This window comes from Actinomycetospora sp., assembly GCF_036497585.1.
Taxonomy (GTDB): domain Bacteria; phylum Actinomycetota; class Actinomycetes; order Mycobacteriales; family Pseudonocardiaceae; genus Actinomycetospora.
The window spans coordinates 1-23,530 of record NZ_DASXJD010000201.1 but is presented as its reverse complement, the minus strand read 5'-3'; the positions used below and the strand labels follow the sequence as shown (position 1 = coordinate 23,530).

At 74.8% G+C, this 23,530-nt stretch carries 22 protein-coding genes and 1 pseudogene; 11 read left to right on the top strand and 12 right to left on the bottom strand.

The window, feature by feature from the left end:
- Positions 1-47: 47 nt before the first annotated feature.
- Entirely contained in the window at positions 48-524 is a 477-nt protein-coding gene (coaD, locus tag VGH76_RS19440; RefSeq protein WP_331558367.1) for a pantetheine-phosphate adenylyltransferase, read from the bottom strand.
- 38 nt (positions 525-562) lie between these two features.
- Here coaD and VGH76_RS19435 point away from each other — a divergent pair, with 38 nt between their 5' ends.
- Positions 563-1,228 (top strand): GNAT family protein, encoded by a 666-nt coding sequence (locus tag VGH76_RS19435; protein WP_331558366.1) that lies wholly within the window; start codon positions 563-565, stop codon positions 1,226-1,228.
- On the opposite strand, the gene VGH76_RS19430 is transcribed toward VGH76_RS19435, so the two are convergent.
- The 3 genes from VGH76_RS19430 to VGH76_RS19420 all read right to left on the bottom strand — a co-directional run bounded on the left by VGH76_RS19430 (position 1,215) and on the right by VGH76_RS19420 (position 6,338).
- Positions 1,215-2,087 carry an FAS1-like dehydratase domain-containing protein gene (locus tag VGH76_RS19430; RefSeq protein WP_331558365.1) on the bottom strand — a complete coding sequence of 291 codons (873 nt, stop codon included), beginning with the start codon at positions 2,085-2,087 and terminating at the stop codon, positions 1,215-1,217. The genes VGH76_RS19435 and VGH76_RS19430 overlap by 14 nt on opposite strands.
- A gap of 327 nt (positions 2,088-2,414) precedes the next feature.
- A complete protein-coding gene (rsmD, locus tag VGH76_RS19425) occupies positions 2,415-2,957 on the bottom strand; it encodes a 16S rRNA (guanine(966)-N(2))-methyltransferase RsmD (protein WP_331558364.1) in 543 nt (180 codons plus the stop codon).
- Entirely contained in the window at positions 2,958-6,338 is a 3,381-nt protein-coding gene (locus VGH76_RS19420) for a pyruvate carboxylase (RefSeq protein ID WP_331558363.1), read from the bottom strand.
- A gap of 204 nt (positions 6,339-6,542) precedes the next feature.
- Here VGH76_RS19420 and VGH76_RS19415 point away from each other — a divergent pair, with 204 nt between their 5' ends.
- Positions 6,543-7,280 (top strand): hypothetical protein, encoded by a 738-nt coding sequence (locus VGH76_RS19415; RefSeq protein ID WP_331558361.1) that lies wholly within the window; start codon positions 6,543-6,545, stop codon positions 7,278-7,280.
- Positions 7,281-7,530: 250 nt separating this feature from the next.
- Here VGH76_RS19415 and VGH76_RS19410 read toward each other — a convergent pair whose 3' ends face one another.
- Together VGH76_RS19410 and VGH76_RS19405 are read right to left on the bottom strand one after the other, a co-directional pair.
- A complete protein-coding gene (locus VGH76_RS19410; protein WP_331558360.1) occupies positions 7,531-8,229 on the bottom strand; it encodes a C40 family peptidase in 699 nt (232 codons plus the stop codon).
- A gap of 693 nt (positions 8,230-8,922) precedes the next feature.
- On the bottom strand, positions 8,923-11,193 hold the full coding sequence (locus VGH76_RS19405) for an ATP-dependent DNA helicase RecG (RefSeq protein WP_331558359.1): 2,271 nt from the start codon (positions 11,191-11,193) through the stop codon (positions 8,923-8,925).
- Between the two features lie 181 nt (positions 11,194-11,374).
- Between VGH76_RS19405 and rpmB the strand changes: the two genes are divergently transcribed.
- Positions 11,375-11,566, top strand: coding sequence for a 50S ribosomal protein L28 (rpmB, locus tag VGH76_RS19400; RefSeq protein WP_331558358.1), 192 nt, complete (start codon positions 11,375-11,377; stop codon positions 11,564-11,566).
- Between the two features lie 107 nt (positions 11,567-11,673).
- On the opposite strand, the gene VGH76_RS19395 is transcribed toward rpmB, so the two are convergent.
- A complete protein-coding gene (locus VGH76_RS19395) occupies positions 11,674-11,874 on the bottom strand; it encodes a DUF397 domain-containing protein (protein ID WP_331558357.1) in 201 nt (66 codons plus the stop codon).
- 147 nt (positions 11,875-12,021) lie between these two features.
- Here VGH76_RS19395 and VGH76_RS19390 point away from each other — a divergent pair, with 147 nt between their 5' ends.
- Entirely contained in the window at positions 12,022-12,462 is a 441-nt protein-coding gene (locus tag VGH76_RS19390) for a hypothetical protein (protein WP_331558356.1), read from the top strand.
- Positions 12,463-12,487: 25 nt separating this feature from the next.
- On the opposite strand, the gene VGH76_RS19385 is transcribed toward VGH76_RS19390, so the two are convergent.
- From VGH76_RS19385 to aceB, 3 genes are all read right to left on the bottom strand, one after another.
- The gene (locus VGH76_RS19385) at positions 12,488-13,171 is read right to left on the bottom strand and encodes a uracil-DNA glycosylase (protein ID WP_331558376.1); all 684 of its coding nucleotides are present in this window, start codon (positions 13,169-13,171) and stop codon (positions 12,488-12,490) included.
- A gap of 79 nt (positions 13,172-13,250) precedes the next feature.
- Positions 13,251-13,742 (bottom strand): hypothetical protein, encoded by a 492-nt coding sequence (locus tag VGH76_RS19380; RefSeq protein ID WP_331558355.1) that lies wholly within the window; start codon positions 13,740-13,742, stop codon positions 13,251-13,253.
- 149 nt (positions 13,743-13,891) lie between these two features.
- Positions 13,892-15,496 (bottom strand): malate synthase A, encoded by a 1,605-nt coding sequence (aceB, locus tag VGH76_RS19375; protein WP_331558353.1) that lies wholly within the window; start codon positions 15,494-15,496, stop codon positions 13,892-13,894.
- A gap of 165 nt (positions 15,497-15,661) precedes the next feature.
- Between aceB and VGH76_RS19370 the strand changes: the two genes are divergently transcribed.
- Genes VGH76_RS19370 through VGH76_RS19350 form a run of 5 tightly spaced genes read left to right on the top strand, consistent with a single transcriptional unit; the run spans position 15,662 to position 21,278 of the window.
- Entirely contained in the window at positions 15,662-16,471 is an 810-nt protein-coding gene (locus tag VGH76_RS19370; RefSeq protein ID WP_331558352.1) for an IclR family transcriptional regulator, read from the top strand.
- Positions 16,468-17,211, top strand: a complete 744-nt coding sequence (locus tag VGH76_RS19365) for an HAD family hydrolase (protein WP_331558351.1) — start codon at positions 16,468-16,470, stop codon at positions 17,209-17,211. The genes VGH76_RS19370 and VGH76_RS19365 overlap by 4 nt, the downstream gene beginning before the upstream one ends.
- Positions 17,212-17,215: 4 nt before the next feature.
- Complete coding sequence (locus VGH76_RS19360) at positions 17,216-18,694, top strand: FAD-binding oxidoreductase (RefSeq protein WP_331558350.1); 1,479 nt, start codon at positions 17,216-17,218, stop codon at positions 18,692-18,694.
- The gene (locus VGH76_RS19355; RefSeq protein ID WP_331558349.1) at positions 18,691-19,854 is read left to right on the top strand and encodes an FAD-binding oxidoreductase; all 1,164 of its coding nucleotides are present in this window, start codon (positions 18,691-18,693) and stop codon (positions 19,852-19,854) included. The genes VGH76_RS19360 and VGH76_RS19355 overlap by 4 nt, the downstream gene beginning before the upstream one ends.
- A complete protein-coding gene (locus tag VGH76_RS19350) occupies positions 19,851-21,278 on the top strand; it encodes a (Fe-S)-binding protein (protein ID WP_331558348.1) in 1,428 nt (475 codons plus the stop codon). Before VGH76_RS19355 ends, VGH76_RS19350 begins: the two co-directional genes overlap by 4 nt.
- 13 nt (positions 21,279-21,291) lie before the next feature.
- On the opposite strand, the gene VGH76_RS19345 is transcribed toward VGH76_RS19350, so the two are convergent.
- Positions 21,292-22,299 (bottom strand): thiamine-phosphate kinase, encoded by a 1,008-nt coding sequence (locus VGH76_RS19345; protein ID WP_414637760.1) that lies wholly within the window; start codon positions 22,297-22,299, stop codon positions 21,292-21,294.
- 98 nt (positions 22,300-22,397) lie between these two features.
- On the opposite strand from VGH76_RS19345, the gene VGH76_RS19340 reads away from it, so the two are divergent.
- Positions 22,398-22,652 carry an Lrp/AsnC ligand binding domain-containing protein gene (locus tag VGH76_RS19340; protein WP_331558347.1) on the top strand — a complete coding sequence of 85 codons (255 nt, stop codon included), beginning with the start codon at positions 22,398-22,400 and terminating at the stop codon, positions 22,650-22,652.
- A gap of 13 nt (positions 22,653-22,665) precedes the next feature.
- Positions 22,666-23,268: a DUF3515 domain-containing protein gene (locus VGH76_RS19335; RefSeq protein ID WP_331558346.1), complete on the top strand. Its 603-nt coding sequence runs from the start codon at positions 22,666-22,668 to the stop codon at positions 23,266-23,268.
- Between the two features lie 12 nt (positions 23,269-23,280).
- Here VGH76_RS19335 and VGH76_RS19330 read toward each other — a convergent pair.
- Positions 23,281-23,530 (bottom strand): annotated as a pseudogene (locus VGH76_RS19330) (D-alanine--D-alanine ligase A); the annotation flags it as partial.

Sequence of the window (23,530 nt, the reverse complement as noted above, 5' to 3'; positions counted from 1 at the left end):
GACGGCAGGACGGCGCCGTTCACGCACCACGGGCTCGGTCCCCCGGCTCAGCCGCCGGCGAGCCGCGCCGTGAGCGCCTCGAGCACGGCGGGGGTGAGGAACGCCGACACGTCCCCGCCCCCGCGCGCGACCTCCTTGACCAGCGAGCTGGAGACGAACGTGTGCGCCGGGTCGGCGGTGAGGAAGACGGTGTCGACGCCGGTGAGGTGCCGGTTCATCTGGGCCATCGGCAGCTCGTAGGCGTAGTCGGTGTCCGAGCGAAGCCCCTTGGCGATCACGCCGACCCCCTGCTCGGCGCACCAGTCCACGAGCAGGCCGGAGAAGGCCGCCGTCGTGACGTTCCCCAGGTCGCCGACCGCCCCCGCGATGAGCTCCCGGCGCTCGTCGACGGTGAACAGCCCCTGCTTGGCCGGGTTGACCGCCACCGCAACGACGACCTCGTCGAACATCGCCGCCGCCCGCCGGACCACGTCGACGTGCCCCAGGGTCACCGGGTCGAACGAGCCGGGACAGACCGCACGCATGGCGGTGATCATGCCGGATCCGGGCCACGATGAGCGGCGTGGACCCCGGCCTGCTGCGCGACGACCTCGCGGCGCTCTACCCGCAGTTCGGCGTCACCGTCGCCCACGCGGGCCTCGTGCTCGCCCCGCCGACCGACGTCGAGCTGCTCGAGCTGGCGGCGATCGTCGCCGAGCCCGGCGGGATCGTCGAGCCGGGCCGGGAGACCGAGCTGCTCGGCTGGCCCGCCGACTCCGGGGACGCCGCCGCGCGCCGATTCCTCGAATGGTCCTGGCGGCTGCGGGAGGTCCCGACGGCGGGTCGGTGGCGGATGCCGCTCGCGGTCCTGGAGGGCGGGCGGACGATCGGGCTCGTGGTGCTCGCCCACGAGATCGACCACCCGGCGGGCACCGTGCACACGTCGTCGTGGCTGGCGCGGGCCGAGCAGGGCCGGGGGCTGGGGCGCCGGGTCCGGCTCATGCTGCTCGAGCTGGCGTTCGACCATCTCGGCGCGGTCCGCGCGGTGACGGGTGCCGCGGCCGGCAACGCCGCCTCGCTGCGCGTCAGCACCCGGCTCGGCTACCGGGAGACCCACCGGGCGACCGGGGGCGACCACGTCGTCAAGGTCCACCTCGCGGTGACGGCGGGCGCGTGGCGACGGCGCCGGCTGCCCGACGTCGTCGTCGAGGGGCTCGAGTCGTTCCTCGCTGCGATCAGGCCAGGGTGATCGTGCCCGTGACCGAGGGCGGGAGGCCCGCCGCGCCCGCGGCGAGCGTGAGCTCGGGGGCGTCGGACCCGCCCGGGTCGCCGTCGTGATCGGCGACGACGCGGCTGCCGGCGAACGCGGGCCGCGAGAGCCGGTAGTCGAACGCCGTCACCGTGCGGCCGGGACGGTGGCGACGCGGGATCTCGAGCAGCAGCAGCGCGAGCAGCGGTCCGTGGACGACGAGGCCGGGGTAGCCCTCGACGCCCGTGGCGTACGGGTGGTCGTAGTGGATGCGGTGGCTGTTGTAGGTCAGGGCCGAGACCCGGAAGAGCAGCGTCTCCTCCGGGACGATCGTCACCGCCTCACCGGAGGTCGGCGGCGCCTCGCCCGACGGGGCGTCGAACCCGATCCCCCGCGCCTGCCCGGGCGCCTGGGAGCGGTAGACCAGGTCGGACTCCTCGGTGGCGACCACCCCGCCGTCCCCGGCCCGGAACTCGTCGCGCACCGTCACCAGCAGCATCTCGCCGCTGCGCCCGTGCTTGACCTCCGCCCGCGCCAGCGTCGAGGTCCGCGTCAGCGTCTCGCCGACCCGCATCGGGCGGGTCGGCCGCAGCCGCCCACCGGCGAACATCCGGCGGCGCTGCGGGATCGGCGGGAGGAAGTGCCCGTCGTCGATGTGGCCGTCCTCCGCGAGCTCGTCGGATCGGGGGTGGGAGAGGAACCCGAACCAGTGCCACATCGGCGGGAGAACCTCGCCCTCGCCGGCCACGGCGTCGAGGTCGAAGAGCCCCGAGGCGGCCGCGACCGACCACGCCGTCGTGGTGCCCGTCGTCGTCACCGGCTCCGGGGCCCAGCCCGCCGTCTTCTCTGCGAAGTCCACGGCCGGGATCATGCTCCCCCGTCGGGCTCGGGGCCCTGCCCCGCCACGCGAGCGACTGCGCGTCGAGCGCCCGCACCGTGGCCGCGCCCTCGCACAGCATCCGCTCGCCCTGGGCGACGGCGTTCGCGAGCTGCTCGTCGTCCAGCTTCCGGAACGCCGCACCCCGCCCGCGACCCAGGACGTCGTACCAGCAGGCCCCGACGGCATCGTCGAGCAGCACCCGCCCGAAGCAGTGGTCCCGGGTGATCACCCAGCCACCGCGGCGGGCCGCGTCGGGGAGCTCGGTCGAGACCAGCGCGGCGTAGCGCTCCTCGGCCTCGCGACGGTTCACGCGCCCGCCAGGTGCAGCGTCGTCTCCCCGTAGGCCCGCGGCGGCTCGGGCGTCAGCGCCTCCGGCCACGTGGGGGTCCGCGACCGGGAGTCCCGCTCGACGACGACGAGCGCGCCGGCGGCGAGCCACGGCGGGAGCGCGGCGAGCACGGCGTCGACCTCGTCCTCGGTGCCGGCGTACGGCGGGTCGACGAACACGAGGTCGACGGTGTCCGTGGGTCGCCTTAAGAACGTCGTGACCGACGCCCGTCGCACGAGCACCCCGGACAGGTTCGTCGTCCGGGCGTTGGTCTGGATGACGCCGCACGCCCGGGGGTCGCGCTCGACGAGCGTGGCCGTGAGGGCACCGCGGCTCAACGCCTCCAGCCCCAGCGCTCCGGAACCCGCGTACAGGTCGAGCACGGTCGCGTCCTCGAGGATCCCGCGGGCCTCCAGCAGCGAGAACAGCGCCTCACGGACGCGGTCCGACGTCGGCCGCACCCCGTTCGCCGGGACGGCGATCCGCTGCCCGCCCGCCGCCCCCGCCACGATCCGGCTCACCTACGCCAACACCACCACGAGGTCGCCGCCCTCGACCTGTTGGACGTTCCCGATCGCCAGCCGCTCGACCGTGCCGCCGACCGGCGCGGTGATCGCCGCCTCCATCTTCATGGCCTCGATGGTGGCGACGGTGTCGCCGGCGGAGACGTGGTCGCCCTCGGCCACCCCGAGCGTCACGACCCCGGCGAACGGCGCCGCCACGTGGCCCGGCTGCGACCGGTCGGCCTTCTCGGCGGCCTTGACGTCGGTGTCGACGGCGCGGTCGCGGACCTGCAGCGGGCGCAGCTGCCCGTTGAGCGACATGAGCACGGTCCGCAGCCCGCGCGCGTCGGGCTCCGAGATCGCCTCGAGGGCGATGAGCAGCTGCACGCCGGGCTCGAGGTCGACGGCGTACTCCGTCTCGGGGCGCAGCCCGTAGAAGAACTCCTGGCTGCGCAGCACGGAGGTGTCGCCGTAGGCGTCGCGGTGGGAGCGGAAGTCCTTCGTCGGACCGGGGAAGAGCAGCTCGTTGAGGGCGGCCGCCCGGTCGGACTCAAGGCCCTTGCGCTCGTCGTCGGAGAGCTCGGCGAGGCCCGGGCGCTCGGTGCGCCCCTCCAGCGCCCGGGTGCGCAGCGGCTCGGGCCAGCCGCCGGGCGGGTCGCCGAGCTCGCCACGCAGGAACCCGATCACCGAGTCGGGGATGTCGTAGCGCGACGGCTCGGCCTCGAAGGCGGCCGGGTCCACCCCGGAGCCCACGAAGTGCAGCGCGAGGTCGCCGACCACCTTCGACGACGGCGTCACCTTCACCAGGTGCCCGAGCATCCGGTCCGCGGCGGCGTAGGCGTCCTCGACCTGCTCGAAGCGGTCGCCCAGACCGAGCGCGACGGCCTGCTGGCGCAGGTTGGAGAGCTGGCCGCCCGGGATCTCGTGGGTGTAGACCCGGCCGGTCGGCGACGCCAGGCCCGCCTCGAACGGCGCGTAGACCCTGCGGACCAGCTCCCAGTACGGCTCGAGGGCGTTGACGGCGTCCAGCGAGAGACCGGTGGGCCGGTCGGTGTGGTCGGTGGCGGCGACCAGGGCCGAGAGCGAGGGCTGCGAGGTGGTGCCCGACATCGAGGCGACCGCGGCGTCGACGGCGTCGACCCCGGCCTCGATGGCGGCGGTCAGCGTGGCGAGCTGCCCGCCCGCGGTGTCGTGGGTGTGCAGGTGCACCGGCAGGTCGAACCGCTCGCGCAGGGCCCCGACCAGGCGTCGCGCGGCCGGCGGGCGCAGCAGGCCGGCCATGTCCTTGATCGCGAGCACGTGGGCACCCGCCTCGACGATCTGCTCGGCCAGGCGCAGGTAGTAGTCGAGGGTGTAGAGCCGCTCGGCCGGGTTCATCAGGTCGCCGGTATAGCAGAGCGCGACCTCGGCGATCGCCCCGCCGGACTGCCTGACGGCCTCGATCGCGGGACGCATCTGCCCGACGTCGTTGAGCGCGTCGAAGATCCGGAAGACGTCGATCCCGACGCGAGCCGCCTCGGCGACGAAGGCGTCGGTCACCTCCGTCGGGTAGGGCGTGTAGCCGACTGTGTTGCGGCCGCGCAGCAGCATCTGCAGGCAGAGGTTCGGCACCGTCTCGCGCAGCCGGGCCAGCCGCTCCCACGGGTCCTCGGCGAGGAAGCGCAGCGCCACGTCGTAGGTCGCGCCGCCCCAGCACTCCAGCGAGAGCAGCTCCGGGGCCGTGCGCGCCACGTGCGGGGCGATCTCGACGAGGTCGCGGGTGCGCACCCGGGTGGCCAGCAGCGACTGGTGGGCGTCGCGGAACGTCGTGTCGGTGACGAGGACGCCCGACTGCTCGCGCAGCCATGCCGCGAAGCCCTCCGGACCCAGCTCGCCGAGGCGCTGGCGCGAACCGTCGGGCGGGGGCGAGTCGAGGTCGACGCCGGCCGGGAGCTTCTCCCGCGGGTCGGCGAGGGCGGGAGGCGCGCCGTGGGGCTTGTTGACCGTGAGGTCGGCGAGGTAGCTCATCAGGCGCGTGCCGCGGTCGGCGGGCGCGCGGGCGGAGAGCAGTTCCGGGTGCTCGGCGATGAAGCTCGTCGTCACCCGGCCCTCGCGGAAGTCCGGCTCGTCGAGCAGCGCCATGAGGAACGGGATGTTCGTGGAGACCCCGCGCACCCGGAACTCCGCCAGCGCGCGGCGGGCGCGCCGCACCGCCGTCGTGAAGTCGCGGCCGCGGCAGGTGACCTTGACCAGCAACGAGTCGAAGTGCGGGCTGATCTGCGCGCCGGCGTAGGCGGTCCCGCCGTCGAGACGCACGCCGGAGCCGGACGCCGAGCGGTAGGCCGAGATCATGCCGATGTCGGGGCGGAACTCGTTGGCCGGGTCCTCGGTGGTGATCCGGCACTGGAGCGCGAAGCCGTGCAGGGCCACGGCGTCCTGGGAGAGGCCGAGGTCGGCGAGCGTCTCCCCCGAGGCGATCCGCATCTGGGCCGCGACCAGGTCGACGTCGGCGACCTCCTCGGTCACCGTGTGCTCCACCTGGATGCGGGGGTTCATCTCGATGAAGTGGTGGTGGCCGTCGCCGTCGAGCAGGAACTCGACGGTGCCGGCGTTGACGTAGCCGATCGCCGTCGCGAACTTCACGGCGTCCGCGCAGATGCGCTCGCGGAGCTCGGCCGACAGGTGCGGGGCCGGCGCGATCTCGACGACCTTCTGGTGACGACGCTGCACCGAGCAGTCGCGCTCGAACAGGTGCATGACGTGGCCCGACGCGTCGGCGAGGATCTGCACCTCGATGTGCCGCGGGTCGATCACGGCCTGCTCGAGGATCACCGTGGCGTCGCCGAAGGCCGAGGACGCCTCGTTCATGGCGGCCTGCAGCGCGTCGCGGAGGTTCCGCTCCTCGCGCACCAGCCGCATACCACGTCCGCCGCCGCCCGCGACCGCCTTGACGAACAGCGGGAACGTCATCTCCGCCGCGGCCGCCACGAGCGTGTCGACGTCGTCGGACGGGTCGGACGAGTCGAGCACCGGGACGCCGGCCTCGCGGGCCGCCGCGACCGCCCGGTGCTTGTTGCCGGCCATCGCGAGCACCCTCGGCGGCGGCCCGATGAAGGTGATCCCGGCCTCGGCGCACGCGGTGGCGAGGTGCGGGTTCTCGGAGAGGAAGCCGTAGCCGGGGTAGATCGCGTCCGCGCCCGCCTTCCGTGCCGCCGCGACCATCTCCTCGACCGAGAGGTAGGCGCGGACCGGGTGGCCCTCCTCGCCGATCTGGTACGCCTCGTCGGCCTTGAGCCGGTGCTCGGAGTTGCGGTCCTCGACCGGGAAGACCGCCACCGTCGCCGCGCCGAGCTCGTAGGCGGCGCGGAAGCCCCGGATCGCGATCTCACCCCGGTTGGCCACCAGCACCTTGCGGAACATCGACTCGTCTCCTGGGGCTCGCGGCGTCGGGGAGCACCACCCTGCCTGCCGGACGCCGGCGCGGCACCTGGCCGGACGGCCGTCGGGCGGCACGGCCCGGGTGGGGCGCGCGCACGCTACCGGAGGGCGGGGCCGCAACCGTGTCCCTTTCGCGCCCGCGGTGCGGTACCAAGGAGGGGGTCACCTGCGCGAGGAGGTCGGGACATGGCCAGCTCCACTGCCCTGCGACGGTCCGCCGTGCCCTGGCTCTACGGGCTCGCCGCGCTGCTCCTGCTGCTCGTGCCGATCGTCCTGCTCGGTGTCTGGGTCGGCGGTGCGGGCCTCGGGGCGGCGCTGCTCGCGGCCGTGGCCGACCTCGTCGCGGCGGTGATCGCCGCCGCGACCGCGACCGTCCTGCTCGCCCGCCGCGGGGTCCGCCGGGTCCGCACGGTCGTGCTCGGACACCCCGCCGGGCGCAGCGGACGGCTCGCCGAGCACGATGCGGCGCGCTGGGTGCTGGCCCGGGACCGGTTCGCGGCGCTCGCGGCCGAGTACGCCCGGGCGGAGTCCGACCCGCGTGAGGTCGCCGCGCGACCGGCCCTCGTCGACGTGACGGTCCCCGCGACGGCCCGCTTCGTCGAGGCGCTCGGTGACGCGCAGGAGCTGGCCACCCCGGGCGAGCCGGCCGACCCCCGCCACCGCGAGCTGTTCGTGGCGGCGGTGGACCGGGCCGTGGCGGCGTGGGACGAGGCACGGCGCACCGCCGACGCTCTTGCCGCCGACGCCCTGGCCACGGAGACGCTCGTCGTCGAGGAGCCCGCGCAGGCCCCGCCGACGCTCGCCCCCGGGACGGCGCGTCGGGGCCAGATCGCGGGTCGTGACGAGTACGGGGTGGCGGCGCAGGCGGTCCGGGCCGCCGCCGCGCGCGGGGTGCGTGACCTGCGCCAACGGTTGCGGGCCTGACCCTGCGCTCCCGCTCAGCGGTAGATCGATGCGCTGAGTAGCGTTGTGCGCTACGTCACTTCACCCGATCGAACCCGGTTGGGGCCACGGTCGTTGGGCCACCCTCTCCGTAGCGGTTCCGCGGACGAGCGGAGTCCGCGGCGAGACCATCGGTGTATGGGAGCTGGGGAGCGTCCGTCCACCGAACAAGGCCCGGGATTCCCTTTCGGGGAGGGACTCCCGGGCCATTCTCGTCTGCGGGTGAGACCGCTCAGGCGACGCGGCGAGCGCTGACGGCGTTCTTCTCGATCTTCGACAGCGGGGTGTACTTGACGTCCTCGCCGCTGTTCGGGGCCTCGATGACCTTGCCGTTGCCCACGTACATGACGACGTGGCTGACCGGGCTGTAGAGGAAGATCAGGTCGCCGGGCTTGAGGTCGTCCATCGACACCTTCTCGCCGACCTGGGACTGCGCTGCGGCCGTGCGCGGGAGGTCCTTGCCCGCCTGCTCGAAGGCGAACTGCATGAGCCCGGAGCAGTCGAAGGAGTTCGGGCCGGTGGCGCCCCAGACGTAGGGCGTGCCGAGCTTGGACTCCGCGGCCTCGATCGCCGAGCTGGCCAGCGACGACGGCTGGTCGGCGGCGGGCTTCGCGGCCGGTGCGGGCTTGGCGGCGGCCTGCCGGGTGGAGGCGGCCACCGTCTTGTACTGCGGGGCGGCGACCGGGGCCACGGCGGCGACGACGGGCATCACCCCGGTGGTGAGGGCCGGCGCCTGCGCCTGGTGGGAGTTCCCCTGCAGCGACAGGTTGCTCGACGCGAGGTTCGTGGGGAGCGCGACCTCGCCGGTGGTGGCCGGCTGGTCGCTCGGGAGCAGCCCGTGGGCGGCCGCGCCGCCGGCGCCGGCGAGGGCCCCGAGAGCGGCGAGCGAGAGGCCCGCGGTGCGCGCGGCGCGGTTCAGCGGCGCCTGCACGGGCCGCTGGTCACGGCGGGGCTGGTCGCCACGGGGCAGGTCGCCATGGAACTGGGGACCGCGGGACTGGGGAGCACGGGACTGGGGAGCACGGGACCGCGGGTCGGTCGGACGGCCGTCGGCGGGGGCACCGTGCGCGGCGCGCCCGGTCCACTCCTGCGGGATCGGGCCGAGCGAGCCCGTCGTCGCGGCGTCGGGAGCACGGTGGCGCCCGGCGGGGACAGGCCTGACCGGAGGAAGGACAGCGGTCATGCGTGATCTCCTCACCCCACGGCGACCGGACGAGGACGGCACGCGGCCGTTCCCCGATCGGACTCACGGCTGGGGAGTGCGGTGGTCCGACGATCTCCGTCCCGTCCTGGACGGTCACGCGCTCCGGGGAGGCCGCCGGACGGGAGTCGGGCGAAACGGCCGAGCGCATCGGCTCGCTGTTGCGGACCGACCGCCAGACCGTAACCGAACCGTGACCGGTGTGGCGCCCCGGGAACCTGCGTGTCGCGCTCGGAGGTCGGCCCCGCGCGCTGATCGGCGAGCGCCCCGTACCCGTCCCGTCACACCGTGTTCCCTCCGGCGGCCGCGTTCGGCCCGCCGCCCGTCGGCCCCCAGGACCGTTCGGGCCAGGATTTGGGCCGTTCGGAGGCGGTCCGGGCCCGACGAGCGGTCCGGGAGCGGCCGTTCGGGGGCACTCGAGACCTAGAGGCGCTCGAGGAACTGCGCGCCCTCGTCGCCCACGACCGCACGCACCAGCCCGACGAGGCGCGGGTGACGGGACAGTGCCGGGTCCTCGTCGAGCACGGCGCGCGCGACCTCGCGGGCCTCGGCGATCTCCTCGGGGTGCCGGCGCACCGAGAGGAACCGCAGCGTCGAGTACCGACCGGCCTGCTCGGTGCCCAGCACGTCGCCCTCGCTGCGCAGCTCGAGGTCGAGGTCGGCCATCGCGAACCCGTCGGAGATCCCGGCGATCCGCTCGAGGCGCGTCATGGCGGGGCTCCCCGGCTCGGCGTCGGTCACGAGGTAGCAGGACGCCGGCGCGCCGCCCCGGCCGACCCGGCCGCGGAGCTGGTGGAGCTGGGACACCCCGAAGCGCTCGGCGTCGAGCACGACGATCGCGGTGGCGTTGGGGACGTCGACGCCGACCTCCACCACGGTCGTCGCGACGAGGACGTCGATGTCGCCCGCCCCGAAGCGGCGCATCACGTCGTCCTTCTCCTCGGCGGGCAGCCGACCGTGCAGCAGCTCGACCCGCAGCCCGGCGAGCGGGCCGGTGACGAGCAGCTCGGCCACCTCGAGGACCCCGAGCGGCGGCCGGCGCTCCTCGCCGTCGGCGCCCTCGTCCACGGGGGCCGCGGCGGTCCCGTCGGCCTGGTCGCCCGGGTCGGCCTCGGGCTCGTCGTCGCCGATGCGGGGGCAGACGACGTAGGCCTGGTGCCCGGCGTCCACCTCCTCGCGCACCCGCTCCCACACCCGCGCGAGCCACTTTGGGCGCCCGCCGAGCACGGCGTGGGTGTCGATCGGCTGCCGCCCGGCGGGGAGCTCGTCGAGGACCGAGACGTCGAGGTCGCCGTAGAGGGTGAGGGCGACGGTGCGCGGGATCGGCGTCGCCGTCATGACCAGGAGGTGCGGCACGGTGTCCCCGGTGCGCGAGCGCAGCTCGTCGCGCTGCCGCACCCCGAAGCGGTGCTGCTCGTCGACGACGACGAGGCCGAGGTCCGCGAAGCCCACGCCCTCCTGGATCACCGCGTGCGTGCCCACCACGATCCCGGCCGCGCCGGACTGCACGTCGAGCAGGGCCGCCCGCCGGTCCTTCGCCGAGAGCGAGCCGGTGAGGAGCACGATCCTCGTCGCCTGGTCGGTGCTGTCGAGCTCGACGGGCTCGGCCGGGCCGGACCCGCCGTGGTCGTCGAACAGCGCCGCGGGCTCCCCCGCTCGCCCGAGGGGGCCGAGCATCGCGCGCAGCGAACGGGCGTGTTGGGCGGCGAGCACCTCGGTCGGGGCGAGCAGCACGGCCTGCCGGCCGGCGTCGATGACCTGGAGCATCGCGCGCAGCGCCACCACCGTCTTCCCCGACCCGACGTCGCCCTGGAGCAGCCGGTTCAGCGGCCGGGCGGCGGCCAGGGACTCCGCGAGGTCGTCCCCCACCTTCTGCTGCCCCGCGGTGAGCGTGAAGGGCAGGCGGGCGTCGAACGCCGCGGCGAGGCCGTCGTCGACCCGCGGGCACGGCGGGGCGGGGCGGTCCGACGAGGCGAGCTTCTCGCCCTGCAGCACGAGTTGGAGGGCGAGCGCCTCGTCCCAGGTGAGCCGCCGCATGGCCGGCCTGGTGTCCTCGAGCGCGGCCGGCAGGTGGATGTCGCGCAGCGCCTGCCCGAGCCCGACGAGGCCGTGGCGGCGGCGGATCTCCTCGGGGACCGGATCCACCGGGTCGTCGAACACGTCGAGGGTCTGGCGGACCGCGGCGAGGAGGTCCCAGGTCTGGACGTTCCTCGTCGCCGGGTAGATCGGGGTGACCGGGGGGAGCTTGAGGGACTCGTCGTCGTCGTCCTCGCCGTCGCCCCGGATCTTGCGGGCCTGGGGGGTGTCGAGCTGCCAGCGGCCCTGGAAGCGCTGGAGCTTGCCGGCGAACATCGCCCGGGTGCCGCGCGGCATCTGCAGGTGGCGCCAGGGCTGGTTGAAGAAGGTGACGCCGAGCTCGAGCGACCCCACCGCGACCTGCATGCTCGTGATGTCCAGCAGCCCGCGCCCGCCGCGCCGGGGACGACGTTGGTGGGTCACCCGCTCGACCTCGGCCACCACCGTCACGTAAGTGCCCTCGCGCAGCTCGCGCGGGTCCATCGCCCCGAGGTCGTTGACCAGCTGGTACTTCCTCGGGAGGTGGCGCAGGAGGTCCCCGACGGTGTGCATGTCGAGGTGCTTGCGCAACGCGGCGGCCGAGCGCCCGCCGAGGGCCGCCGCGAGGGGGGAGTCCATGTCCACCACGGGGTGAAGGTTCTCATCCCCCACCGACGACGTGGCCGACTCAGCCGTTCGGGGCGTCGGGGCACCCCCGGCGGCCGGGCCCGCCCCACGGCTCGGCTACCCTGGAGTCCTGCCGTGCGGCGGTCCGTGTGCCGCGCGCTCCGATGGTCGGCGATCTCGAGAGGTGTTCGAAGTGGCTGCGGTGTGCGACGTGTGCGCGAAGGGCCCCGGGTTCGGGAAGTCGGTCTCGCACTCCCACCGCCGGACCAACCGCCGGTGGAACCCGAACGTGCAGACGGTGCACGCCCGCGTCGGCAAGGGCAACCGCCAGCGGCTGAACGTCTGCACCTCCTGCCTCAAGGCCGGCAAGGTCAGCCGCGCCTGATCCCGGCTCCCGGCCGTCCGACGGCCGGGACCCCACGCCTCCCGGGCCCGGCCTCGTGCCGGGCCCGTGGTGTGTCCGGGCCCGGGCACTTCCCGGCCCGCCGGGCCTCAGGACGTCCCGGTGGTCGCGCCCGGACCGGCCAGGTCGTCGAACTCGCCGTCCTTCGCCCCCCGCACGAACGCGTCGACCTCGGCGCGCGTGTAGTGCAGCACCGGCCCGTCGGCGTCGCCCGTGGCGCGGACCAGCAGCCCGCCGTCGTCGGACCGGGCCGTCTCGAGCCCGGCCTCGCTCGGCGTCCACGTCGGCACGATGACCCTCCCCCATGATCCCGTTCCCGACGACCGCGACGCCCGACGTCGGCGAACGCACATGCGGTCGTCCTTGCGCCTGCAAGGTACGTAGGCGAGGATCGAACGAGAGCGACCGGTGCGGATGTGCGATGAACGGAGGACGTGGTGAGCCGACCGGACACGACCTCGACCGCCGAGCCCCGCATTCCGCGCGCCGAGCGCACGGTCCACCGTCGCTCCGCGCCGGCCCCGATGCGCGTCGTGGCCCAGCGTCTCCCCGCGGACCAGGCCGGCCCGGCGCCGCTGCCCGCGCAGGCCGCCGATGTCCCGGCTCCGGCTCCCGCGACGGGGGGCGTGGCCGCGCTGGACGAGGCGCCGCTGCCCTCGCCGGACATCGTCGGGCTGCCGGCGCGCCGGGAGCGGCCGTTGCCGGTGCTCGACCGCCGCACCCCTCGCCGCCCCTTCTCCCGGCTGCTGGCCCTCGTCCGCGGCCGCCGCCGCGCCGAGGTCGGCGGGCGGCACCGTCCGGACACCATCCCCAGCAGCGGGTGGAGCATGTTCGCCCCGCATCGGCGCTCGCGGCGCCGCTTCGGCGCGCGTCGCTGACCCGTCGTCCCGTCGCTCGCGGGTGCTAGGGCAGGCGCCAGTCCACCGGCTCGTCGCCCAGCTCCTCGAGGAAGGCGTTGACGCGGCTGAACGGCCGTGACCCGAAGAAGCCGCCCGCCGCGGACATCGGGCTCGGGTGGGCCGACTCGACCGTCGGGACGTCCTCACCCAGCAGCGGGGCGAGGGACCGGGCGTCCCGCCCCCAGAGGATCGCGACGAGGGGCGCGTCGATGCGGTCGACGAGCGCGCGGATCGCCTGCTCGGTGACCTTCTCCCAGCCCTTGTTGCGGTGCGAGCCGGGCGCGCCCGGGGCGACGGTGAGCACCCGGTTGAGGAGCAGCACCCCCTGCCGGGTCCACGGGGAGAGGTCCCCGCTCGAGGGCGGCGGGTGACCGAGGTCCTCGCCGTACTCGCGGAAGATGTTCTGCAGGCTCTTGGGCAGCGGACGCACGTCCGGCGCCACCGAGAACGACAGGCCGACCGCGTGACCCGGCGTCGGGTAGGGGTCCTGACCCACCACGAGCACCCGGACATCGTCGAACGGCTGGGTGAACGCCCGGAGCACGTTCGCCCCCGACGGCAGGTAGGTCCGGCCGGCGGCGACCTCGGCGCGCAGGAAGTCGCCCATCGCCGCCACGTCCTCGGCCACCGGCTCGAGGGCCTGGGCCCACCCGGCTTCGACGGTCTCGGAGAGGGGGCGCGCCATCAGAGGGCCACGAGGACGTCGGTCGGCACGGCGGCCACGCTAGCCGCGGACGGGCCCCCGACCGCGTGGGGGTGGCGCCGGATCAGCTGCCGCCGTGGACGACGACGTCGCCGCTGGTCACCGGGAGGAAGGGCACCGACGGGGCACACCGGCCGCCGAACGCCGCGGTCGGGAGCGGGCCGATGATGCCGATCGCGTCCGGGTGCCCCGGCCCGCCGTCGTGCGCGGTGATGAGGATCGAGGTGAACGGCAGCGCCGTGGGCCGGGTACCGTCGACGAGCGGGTAGAGGAAGCCGACGGTGTCCCCGCGCACGTCCACGCAGGTGGCCGGACCCTGCGGAGCGATCAGGGTGCCCGCAGGCTGGACCAGCGCCGCGCGGAAGTACCCGCTCGCGGCGTGCGGGTCGGCCCCGTGCTCGGCGACATCGAAGGAGAACGAGAGCCCGGGGGCGGTGCCGGTGGCGTGCGCCGTACCCCCCGAGCCGTCGGGCGGCGCGGCCGCGGCGATCCCCGCGCCGGCGAGGAGCAGGGCGAGCACGGCCACGAAGCCCGAGACGAGGCGCTGTCGATGCACGATTCCCCAACGACCCTACGCCGGACGGGTGATGCACCTCATCCGAGCGGAGCCTCAGGGCCTCGACGAACCCGACGCTGCGCGGGTCGTCGCACGCGGCGACCTCGAGCACCAGCCCGTCCGGGCGGGCGGCCGGGTCCGCCGTCACGTCAGTCGATCAGCTCGTAGGCCGGCAGGGTGAGGAACTCGACGTAGTCGTCCGCGAGGGCGACCGACTCGAACACGTCGCGCGCCTCCTGCCACCGACCCTTCTCGAAGGTCTGCTCGCCGACCGCGTTCTTGATCTTGTCCAGCTCCTCGCCGACCACGGTGCGGACGTACTGCGGCGTCACCTTCTCGCCGGTGTCCAGCGTGATGTCGTTGTGGATCCACTGCCAGATCTGCGAGCGCGAGATCTCCGCGGTGGCGGCGTCCTCCATGAGGTTGAAGATGCCGGCCGCCCCGGTGCCCGAGAGCCAGGACTGGATGTACTGCAGCCCCACCGACACGTCGTTGCGCAGCCCGGCCTCGGTGCACTCCCCGGGGGTCGACGTGACGTCGAGCAGCTCCGCGGCCCCGACCGAGACGTCCTCGCGGGTCTTGTCGAGCTGGTTGGGCCGGTCCCCGAGGACCTTGGTGAACTCCTCGCGGCAGATCTCCACCAGGTCGGGGTGGGCGACCCAGGAGCCGTCGTAGCCGTCGTTGGCCTCACGGGCCTTGTCGTCGTGGACCTTCTGCGTGGCCTTCTCGTTGACCTCGGGGTCCTTGCGCGAGGGGATGAAGGCCGCCATCCCGCCGATCGCGAACGCGCCGCGCTTGTGGCAGGTGCGCACCAGCAGCTCGGAGTAGGCCCGAATGAACGGCACCGTCATCCCGACCGAGTTGCGGTCCGGCAGCACGAAGTCCCGGCCCTGCTCGCGGAAGTTCTTGATCACCGAGAAGAGGTAGTCCCACCGACCGGCGTTGAGACCGGAGGCGTGGTCGCGCAGCTCGTAGAGGATCTCCTCCATCTCGAACGCGGCCGTGATGGTCTCGATGAGGACCGTGGCCCGCACGCTGCCCTGCGGGACGCCCAGGAGGTCCTGCGCCTTGACGAACACGTCGTTCCAGAGCCGCGCCTCGAGGTGCGACTCCATCTTCGGCAGGTAGTAGTACGGCCCGCTCCCGCGCTCGACGAGCGCCTTCGCGTTGTGGAAGAAGTAGAGCCCGAAGTCGACCAGGCCACCGGCGATCGGGGTGCCGTCGACCGTGATGTGCTTCTCGTCGAGGTGCCAGCCGCGGGGGCGGACGACGACGGTCGGCTGCTCGTCCGCGGAGACCTCGTAGTGCTTGCCCTCGGGGCTGTCGAAGGTCAGCTTGCCGTCGCCGGACTGCGCGTCGACGAGGTTCGCCTGGCCCCCGATCACGAGCTCCCAGGTGGGGGTGTGCGAGTCCTCGAAGTCGGCCAGCCACACCTTGGCGCCCGAGTTGAGCGCGTTGATCGTCATCTTGCGGTCGGTCGGCCCGGTCATCTCGACGCGACGGTCACGCAGGTCGGCGGGCGCCTCGGCGACCCGCCAGTCCCCGTCCCGGATCTCCCGCGTCTCCGGCAGGAAGTCGAGGGTCCCGGTGCGCGCGATCTCCTCCCGACGCTGCCGGCGGCGTGCGAGCAGGTCGGTGCGCGTGTCCTGCGCGGTCCGGTGCAGCTCGGCGAGGAAGGCGAGCGCCTCGTCGGGGAGCACCTCATGCTGTCGATCGGCGGTGTACCCCGAGACCTCGACACCCGTCGGCGGCATGACTGCGTGCTCCTCTCACGATGCGCGGCGACTCCCGGCCATGACGGTACGGCCTCGCGGCCGCGTTTTCTACGACACGGAACTTGTTTTTCGCATCGTGGAATGCTGCAGTGGCCGGGTCGACGTCGCGAGCCACGTCATCGATAGCCGGGGAGGAGGCCCGTCATGCCGGAACCGTCGGGCGGGCGCCCGGTACAGTCGCTGCAGCGCGCCTTCGACCTGCTGGACGACCTCGCGGACGCCGGCGGCCGGGCCACCCTCTCCGAGCTCGCGGCCGCCTCGGGACTCCCGGTGGCGACGATCCACCGGCTGCTGTCGACGCTCGTGGAGCTCGGTCACGTGCGCCGGGAGCCGGGGCGCCGCTACGCGCTGGGGCCCCGGCTGGTCCGCCTCGGCGACGCCGCCGGCCGGGTGCTGGGCGACGGCGTGCGCCCGGTGCTGGCCGACCTCGTCGCGCGGACCGGGGAGTCGGCCAACCTCGCCGGGCTCGACGGTTCCTCGGCGGTCTACCTCGCCCAGGTGCCCTCGCCGCACCCGATGCGGATGTTCACCGAGGTCGGCGCGCACGTCCCGCTGCACTGCACCGGGGTCGGCAAAGCCCTGCTCTCCACCGTGGAGGCCTCGCTCGCCCGGGCGCTGGTCGAGCGGGCCGGGATGCCGGCGCGCACGCCGTCGACGATCGTCGACGTCGTGACCCTCGACCGCGAGATCCGGCTGGGCCTCGACCGCGGCTGGCACGTCGACGACGGCGAGCAGGAGGTCGGGGTGCGGTGCGTCGCCGTGCCGGTGCCGGGCGCGCCCACCCCTTGCGCGGTCTCGGTGTCCGGGCCGGCCGCCCGGCTCGGGCTGGACCGGATGGAGGTGGTGGGCGCCCTGCTCCGCGACGCCGCGCGGCGCATCTCCGACCAGCTGACGGGCGCGGCTCCCGCCGCCGACGCCCGGGCCGACCGGGTGCCCGAGGGGACCAGCCGGTGACCGGCCGGGTCGGCGTGTGCTGGGACATCGACGGCACGCTGCTGCGCGGCGGCCGGGTCGGCGGCGAGGTGCTGCGCCGCGCGTTCCTCGCCGTGACCGGCCACGAACCGCCGCCGGTGGCGATGGGCGGGATGACCGACCACCTCGTCGCGGAGGCGTTCCGCGACGGCCTGCCCCCCGAGCACGCAGCCGAGCTCGTCCGGCGCGGCGACGCGTACACCCGGGCGATGGTCGCCGCGATCGGGCGCGAGTGGCACGGCCGCGGGCCGGAGCTGGTGGACGTGCTCACGGTCCTGCCCGGCGTCCCCGAGGCGGTCGGACGGCTCGCCGCCGAGCCGCGGGTCGACCAGATCGTCGTCACCGGCAACGTGCGCGCCGGTGCCGAGCTCAAGCTCACCGCGGCGGGCCTGCACCCCGGGCCGTTCGACCTCGACGCCGGGGTCTACGGCGACCTCCCGGGGCCGCGCTCGGTCCTCGTCCACACCGCCCGTCACCGCCTCGAGCGCCGCCACGGCGGCCCGGTGGCGCTGGTCGTCGTCGGCGACACCCCTCGCGACGTCGAGGCGGCGCACGCGGCCGGCGCGGTCGCGGTCGGGGTGGCCACGGGCGCGGCCACCGCCGCCGAGCTCTCCGCCGCCGGGGCCGACCACGTCGCCGAGGATCTCTCCGACCCGTCGGCCCTGGTGGCGCTCGTGGCGGCGGCGGGCGAGGATCCCCACCACACCCGAGGGAGCGTGTAGAGCGATGGCCACACCCACGACCACCACCAGCAGCACCACCGGCGTCCTGGCCGCGGACTTCTCCGCCTTCCTGCCCAAGGCGTCGGTCATCACCGACGAGGTCGGCCTGCGCAGCTACGAGTGCGACGGGCTGACCGGTTTCCGTCAGGTCCCGGCGGTCGTCGTGCTCCCGCGCGACGCGCAGGAGGTGGCGGCCTGTGTACGGGTGTGCGCCCGTCACGGGGTGCCGTTCGTGGCGCGGGGGGCGGGCACCGGGCTCTCCGGCGGGGCGCTGCCGGTCGCCGACGGCGTCGTGATCTCGCTGCAGAAGCTGCGGCGCATCCTCGAGATCGACGTGGAGAACCGCCGGGCGGTGCTCGAGCCCGGGGTGTTCAACCTGGACATCTCCCGCGCCGCCGGCCCGCACGGGCTCTATTACGCGCCCGACCCGTCGAGCCAGCAGGTCTGCACCATCGGCGGCAACGTCGCGGAGAACTCCGGCGGGGCGCACTGCCTCAAGTACGGGTTCACCACCAACCATGTCCTCGAGATGGAGGTCGTGCTGGCGGACGGCTCGCTGGTCACCCTCGGCGGACCGACCGGGGAGCAGGCGGGCCCCGACCTGCGCGGGGTCTTCGTCGGCTCCGAGGGCACGCTCGGCATCTGCACCAAGGTGACCGTGCGGCTGCTGCAGAAGGCGGAGGCCAAGCGTCTTGTCCTCGCCGACTTCCCGTCCGTGCAGGCCGCGGGCGACACCGTCGGCGACATCGTGGACGCCTCGATCATCCCGGCCGCGGTGGAGATGATGGACTCGCTGGCCATGGAGGCCGCCGAGGCCGCGGTCGGGGCGGGCTACACCGTCGAGGCCCCGGCGGCCCTGATCATCGAGCTGGACGGGCCGGCCGACGAGTGCGACGCCCAGTTCGAGCAGCTCACCGCGATCTGCGAGCGCCACGGGGCCACCCGCATCCACGTCGCCGAGACCGCGGACGAGCAGGCGAAGGTGTGGAAGGGGCGCAAGGCGGCCTTCGCCGCGGTCGGGCGCATCAGCCCCGACTACATCGTCCAGGACGGGGTGGTCCCCCGCACCCGGCTCTCGGAGGTCCTCGCCCGCATCGCCGAGATGGGCTCGGAGGTGGGGCTGCGCGTCGCCAACGTCTTCCACGCCGGCGACGGCAACCTGCACCCGCTGGTCCTCTACTCGGAGGCCGCCGGCGAGCACGACCAGGCCGAGGAGCTCTCGAGCAGCATCGCCGAGCTGTGCGTCGAGCTCGGCGGGTCGCTCTCGGGAGAGCACGGGATCGGGGCGGACAAGGCCTGCTCGATGCCGGCGATGTTCTCGGAGGACGACCTCGACGTCATGAAGCGCGTCCGCTCGGGGTTCGACGCCCGCGGCCTCTGCAATCCCGGCAAGATCTTCCCCACGCCACGCCTGTGCGGGGAGAAGCCGGGCAAGTACCAGGCCCACCCGCTGGAGGAGGCTGGAGTGATCGAGCGCCTGTGACCACATCGTCGGCCACCCCCACCGTCACCCCGCAGTCCCTGGACGACCTGCGCGACGCCGTGCGGGAGCACACCGGGCCGTTGCTCGTCGCCGGGGCGGGCACCGCCTCCGACTGGGCCGGGACGCCCGAGCCGGGCGCCACCGTCCTGTCCACCGCGTCCCTCACCGGCGTGATCAGCCACAACCCGGGCGACATGACCGTCGCGGTGCGCGCCGGGACCCCGCTGGTCGAGCTCCAGGAGATCCTCGGCGAGCACGGGCAGCGCGTCGCCTTCGACGCCGCCCGCGTCGAGCGCGGAGCCACCCTGGGCGGTCTGTTCGCCACCGCGGACTCCGGCCCGCTGGCCCTCACCTTCGGCTCCCTGCGCGACCTCGTCATCGGGGCCACCGTCGTCCTCGCCGACGGCACCGTCGCCCACAGCGGCGGCCACGTGATCAAGAACGTCGCCGGCTACGACCTCACCAAGCTGCTGCACGGGGCCCAGGGCACCCTCGGCGTGGTCGCCGAGCTGATCCTGCGCCTGCACCCGACGCCGGAGGCGACGGCGACCGTCTCCCTCCCCACCCCCCTGGCCGACGCGGCGACCCACGCCCACGCCGTGGCCGCGAGCCCCGTCGAGGCCTCGGCCGTCCAGTGGCTGCAGGACGGGTCGGGCGGCCGGCTCCTCGCCCGCCTCGAAGGCACCCGCGACGGCGTCGACGGGCGGGTGGCCCGGCTCCGCGAGACGCTCGGTGCCGAGGCCCCGCTGCTCTCCGAGGCCGATGCGGACGCCGCCTGGGCCGCCTACGGCGCCGCCGTCGACGGCGGCGCGCAGGACCGCGCCGTCGTACGGGTGGGGGTCACCCCGTCGCTGCTCACCGGCCTGCTCCTCGAGCTGGCCGACGCCACCGAGGTGACCGCCGCCCCCCTCACCGGGGTCGCGACGCTCTCGGTACCCGCCACCGCCGCGGCCGTGGACGACGTCCACCGGCGGGTCGCCGCCCTGGGTGGCACCTCGCTGCTCCGCCGCCGACCGCCCGGGCGTATCGACCTGGCCGCGCTCGGTCCGGCCCCGACCTCCGCGGCCCTGTTGCGGGCCGTCGCCGCCTCACTCGACCCCGACCAGCGTTTCGGCCGGGGGCGGCTCGCGCCCTGGCTGCCGACGGGAGTGACCGCATGACCCAGTCCGGACCCGCCGAGGCGACCGGCCCCTCGCCCGACCTCTCCTCGCAGCGCGGCGAGCAGTCGGCGCCCGAGCGCGTCGACCACTCCGATGCCCACGCGGGCCAGGACGTGCTCGGCTCCTTCGGCTCGTTCGACGCCCACCACCCGCCCGCCCAGGAGCTCCTGGACGACTGCGTGCACTGCGGGTTCTGCCTGCCGACCTGCCCCACCTACGCGCTGTGGGGCGAGGAGATGGACTCGCCCCGCGGGCGCATCTACCTCATGGAGATGGCGGAGAAGGGCGAGATCCCGCTCGAGGGCGCGTTCACCACGCACATCGACCGGTGCCTGGGCTGCATGGCGTGCGTGACCGCCTGCCCGTCCGGGGTGCAGTACGACCGGCTGCTCGAGGCCACCCGCCCGCAGATCGAGCGCAACGTGCCGCGCTCGCGGGCCGACCGGCTGTTCCGCGAGGCGATCTTCACGCTGTTCCCCTACCGGCGGCGGCTGCGGGCCGCGTCGCTCGGCGGGGCGCTCTACCAGAAGCTGCGCCCGAAGAGCATGGACCGCCTGCACGCCCGGCTGCCGCGCCGGCTCGAGCGGCTCGTGGCGATGGAGTCGCTGCTGCCCCCGGTGAGCGTCCGCGACGCCTTCGCGAGGACCCCCGTCGTCACCCCGGCCGTCGGGCCCCGCCGTGGCCGGGTCGGCATGCTCACCGGCTGCGTGCAGGACGTGTTCTTCCACCAGGTCAACCTGGCGACGGTGCGCGTGCTGGCCGCCGAGGGCCACGACGTCGTGGCGCCGCGCGCGCAGGGCTGCTGCGGCGCCCTCGGGCTGCACGCCGGGCGGGAGGAGGAGTCGGTCGAGCGCGCGAAGGCGCTGATCGCCGTGTTCGAGCGGGCCGAGGTCGACGTGGTGGCGGTCAACGTGGCCGGCTGCGGCTCGTCGATGAAGGAGTACGGCGAGCTGCTCGCCGACGACCCGGCCTGGGCCGACCGTGCCGCGGCCTTCGCGGCGAAGGTCCGCGACGTCTCCGAGGTGCTCGCCGACGCGCTCGAGGACTCCCGCGCGCCGCGGCACCGGGTCGACGCGACGGTCGCCTACCACGACGCCTGCCACCTCGGGCACGCCCAGAAGATCCGGACGCAGCCGCGGGACGTGCTGCGCTCGATCCCGGGCGTCGAGCTCGCGGAGCTCCCGGAAGCGGAGATCTGCTGCGGCTCGGCGGGGATCTACAACATGCTGCAGCCGGAGGCGGCCGGCGACCTCGGGCGCCGCAAGGCCGACAACATCCGCGGCGCCGGGGCGGACCTGCTGGTCACCGCGAACCCCGGCTGCCTGCTTCAGATCCGCAAGTACCTCGAGGGCGAGCTGCCGATGCTGCACCCGGTCCAGCTGCTCGACGCCTCGATCCGGGGGGTGCGGCCCCCGGGGATGTGAGCGGGGCCCGGGGTCAGCGCCAGTGGCGCCAGCCCGGGTCGCCCGCCCCGCCCCAGCGGTCGGCGTCGACGCTGACGCCGGTGCCGAGCCGGACGTCGGCGAACACGGCCCAGCCGTCGGGCACGGCGTCCTCGCTCGGGAAACAGGCGACCAGGGCGTGGTCCTCGCCCCCGGTCAACGCCCACGTCAGGGCGTCGCGGCCCAGCGCGGAGGCGACGTCGCGGAGCTTGTCGGCCACCGGCACGAGCTCCGAGCGCACGTCGATGCGCACCCGCGAGGCCTCGGCGATGTGCCCGAGGTCGGCCAGCAGGCCGTCGGAGGTGTCGACCATCGCGGTGGCCCCCGCCCGGGCGGCCACCGGCCCCTCGGTGAACGGCGGCCGTGGCGTGCGGTGCGCCGCGACCATGGCGACCGGGGAGCGGAAGCCGCGGCGCAGGACCTCCATGCCCGCCGCGGACCACCCGAGCACCCCGCGCACCGCCACCACGTTCCCGACCTTCGCCCCCGAGCGCCGCACCGGCTCGCGTCCCTGCAGGTCGCCGAGGGCCGTGATCGACACCACGATCTGTTCGGCCGACACGGTGTCCCCGCCGACAACCCCGATGCCCGCCTCGGACGCGGCGTCCCAGATGCCGGAGGCGAGGCCGTCGACGAGGTCGGTCGGGGTCGAGGCGGGGCACGCCAGCGAGAGCAGCAGTCCGGTGGGCACCGCGCCCATGGCGGCGACGTCGGCGAGGTTCGCCGCCACGGCCTTGCGCCCCACCTGTTCGGGCCCGGACCAGTCGAGGCGGAAGTGCACGCCCTGGACCAGCGTGTCGACGGTCGCGACGACCCGGCCGTCGGGGGCGGCCAGCACGGCCGCGTCGTCCCCGGGCCCGAGGAGCGTGCCCTCGGGCTGGGGGCGCTCGGCCGTGATGCGATCGATCACACCGAACTCGCCGACCTCCGCCACGCTGTCGCCCCGTTGCCCTGCGGCGACGCGGGTCGTGGCCCGCTGTGCTGCGTCTCCCGTCCGGCTCACCCGTCTGCTCCCTGCGGTACCTTCCGGACGTTCGTGTCACGTCCCGTGCACGCCTCCCCGCGCGGGCGAGCGTGCCCGTCCCCCGAGGAGGCCCGTCCGTGGTCCAGGCCTACATCCTGATCCAGACCGAGGTGGGCCGCGCTGCCGCCGTCGCCTCGGACGTGGCCGGGATCGAGGGCGTCACCCGGGCGGAGGACGTGACCGGCCCCTACGACGTCATCGTGCACGTGGAGGCGTCCGATGTGGACGCGCTCGGCGAGGACGTGATCGCGGCCGTGCAGAAGGTCCCCGGGATCACGCGAACCCTGACGTGCCCGGTGGTGTCCGCCGCGGCCCGCTCCACCTCGGCGTGACACGCCGCCCCCGGTGATCACTCCCCGCGCTCCGGAACTGCAGCACCGACTCCCGAGGGTCCTGCTCGGGGTGGCGCTCGCCCTGCCCGTCCTGCTCGTGGTCGGCGTCCTGGTCGCCTCGCAGATCCTCGGGCGGCAGACCGACCCCGACCCGTCGACCGGGCCGCTCGCGGTCCCGGCCGTGCCCGTGCCCGCCGCGGCGTCCGCGGACTGTGCGCGGTTCTTCTCCGGGCTCCCGCAGGAGATCAGCACCGGCGCGGGGCTGGTGCCCCGCCGGGTGCTCGCGGCGCCGGCGCCCCCCGGGACCGTGGCCTGGGGCGGCGAGAGGCAGGCGTCCGGGCGGCCCGAGGACCAGCCGATCGTGGCGCGCTGCGGCCTGCCCGCCCCGGCCGAGCTCGGCCCGACCAGCCCACTGCTCGACGTCGACGGCGTCGACTGGTTCGAGATCCCCGGTGCCGGAGCAACGACCTGGGTGACGGCCGATCGCGCGGTCTTCGTCGGGCTCACCCTCCCGGACGGCGTCGGCAGCGGCGCCATCCAGGACGTGTCCCGGGGCGTCAAGATCACCCTGGTGAGCCGGGACACGACGCCGCCGGCACCGGCACCGACCCGCTGACGACCCGACACGTCACCGCACACCCGTGCCGCGGGTGAGCGCGGTGTCGACGAGCGTGGTCAGCAGCGTGCCGTAGTCGATGCCGGTGGTGGCCCACATCCGCGGGTAGAGCGACGTCGTGGTGAACCCCGGCATGGTGTTCAGCTCGTTGACCACCACCCGGCTGTCGTCGGTGACGAAGAAGTCCACCCGCGCGAGCCCCGCGCAGTCCAGCGTGCGGAACACCCGCACCGCCTGCTCCCGGACCGTCTCCGCGTCGGCG

What these genes read in the sequence shown, in the direction of transcription:
- VGH76_RS19415 (WP_331558361.1), top strand. Translation starts at nt 6,543, where the DNA reads ATGGCCAGCTCCACTGCCCTGCGACGGTCCGCCGTGCCCTGGCTCTAC.
- VGH76_RS19360 (WP_331558350.1), top strand. Translation starts at nt 17,216, where the DNA reads ATGGCCACACCCACGACCACCACCAGCAGCACCACCGGCGTCCTGGCC.
- VGH76_RS19420 (WP_331558363.1), bottom strand. Translation starts at nt 6,338, where the DNA reads ATGTTCCGCAAGGTGCTGGTGGCCAACCGGGGTGAGATCGCGATCCGG.
- VGH76_RS19405 (WP_331558359.1), bottom strand. Translation starts at nt 11,193, where the DNA reads ATGGACTCCCCCCTCGCGGCGGCCCTCGGCGGGCGCTCGGCCGCCGCG.
- VGH76_RS19370 (WP_331558352.1), top strand. Translation starts at nt 15,662, where the DNA reads ATGCCGGAACCGTCGGGCGGGCGCCCGGTACAGTCGCTGCAGCGCGCC.
- coaD (WP_331558367.1), bottom strand. Translation starts at nt 524, where the DNA reads ATGCGTGCGGTCTGTCCCGGCTCGTTCGACCCGGTGACCCTGGGGCAC.
- VGH76_RS19350 (WP_331558348.1), top strand. Translation starts at nt 19,851, where the DNA reads ATGACCCAGTCCGGACCCGCCGAGGCGACCGGCCCCTCGCCCGACCTC.
- aceB (WP_331558353.1), bottom strand. Translation starts at nt 15,496, where the DNA reads ATGCCGCCGACGGGTGTCGAGGTCTCGGGGTACACCGCCGATCGACAG.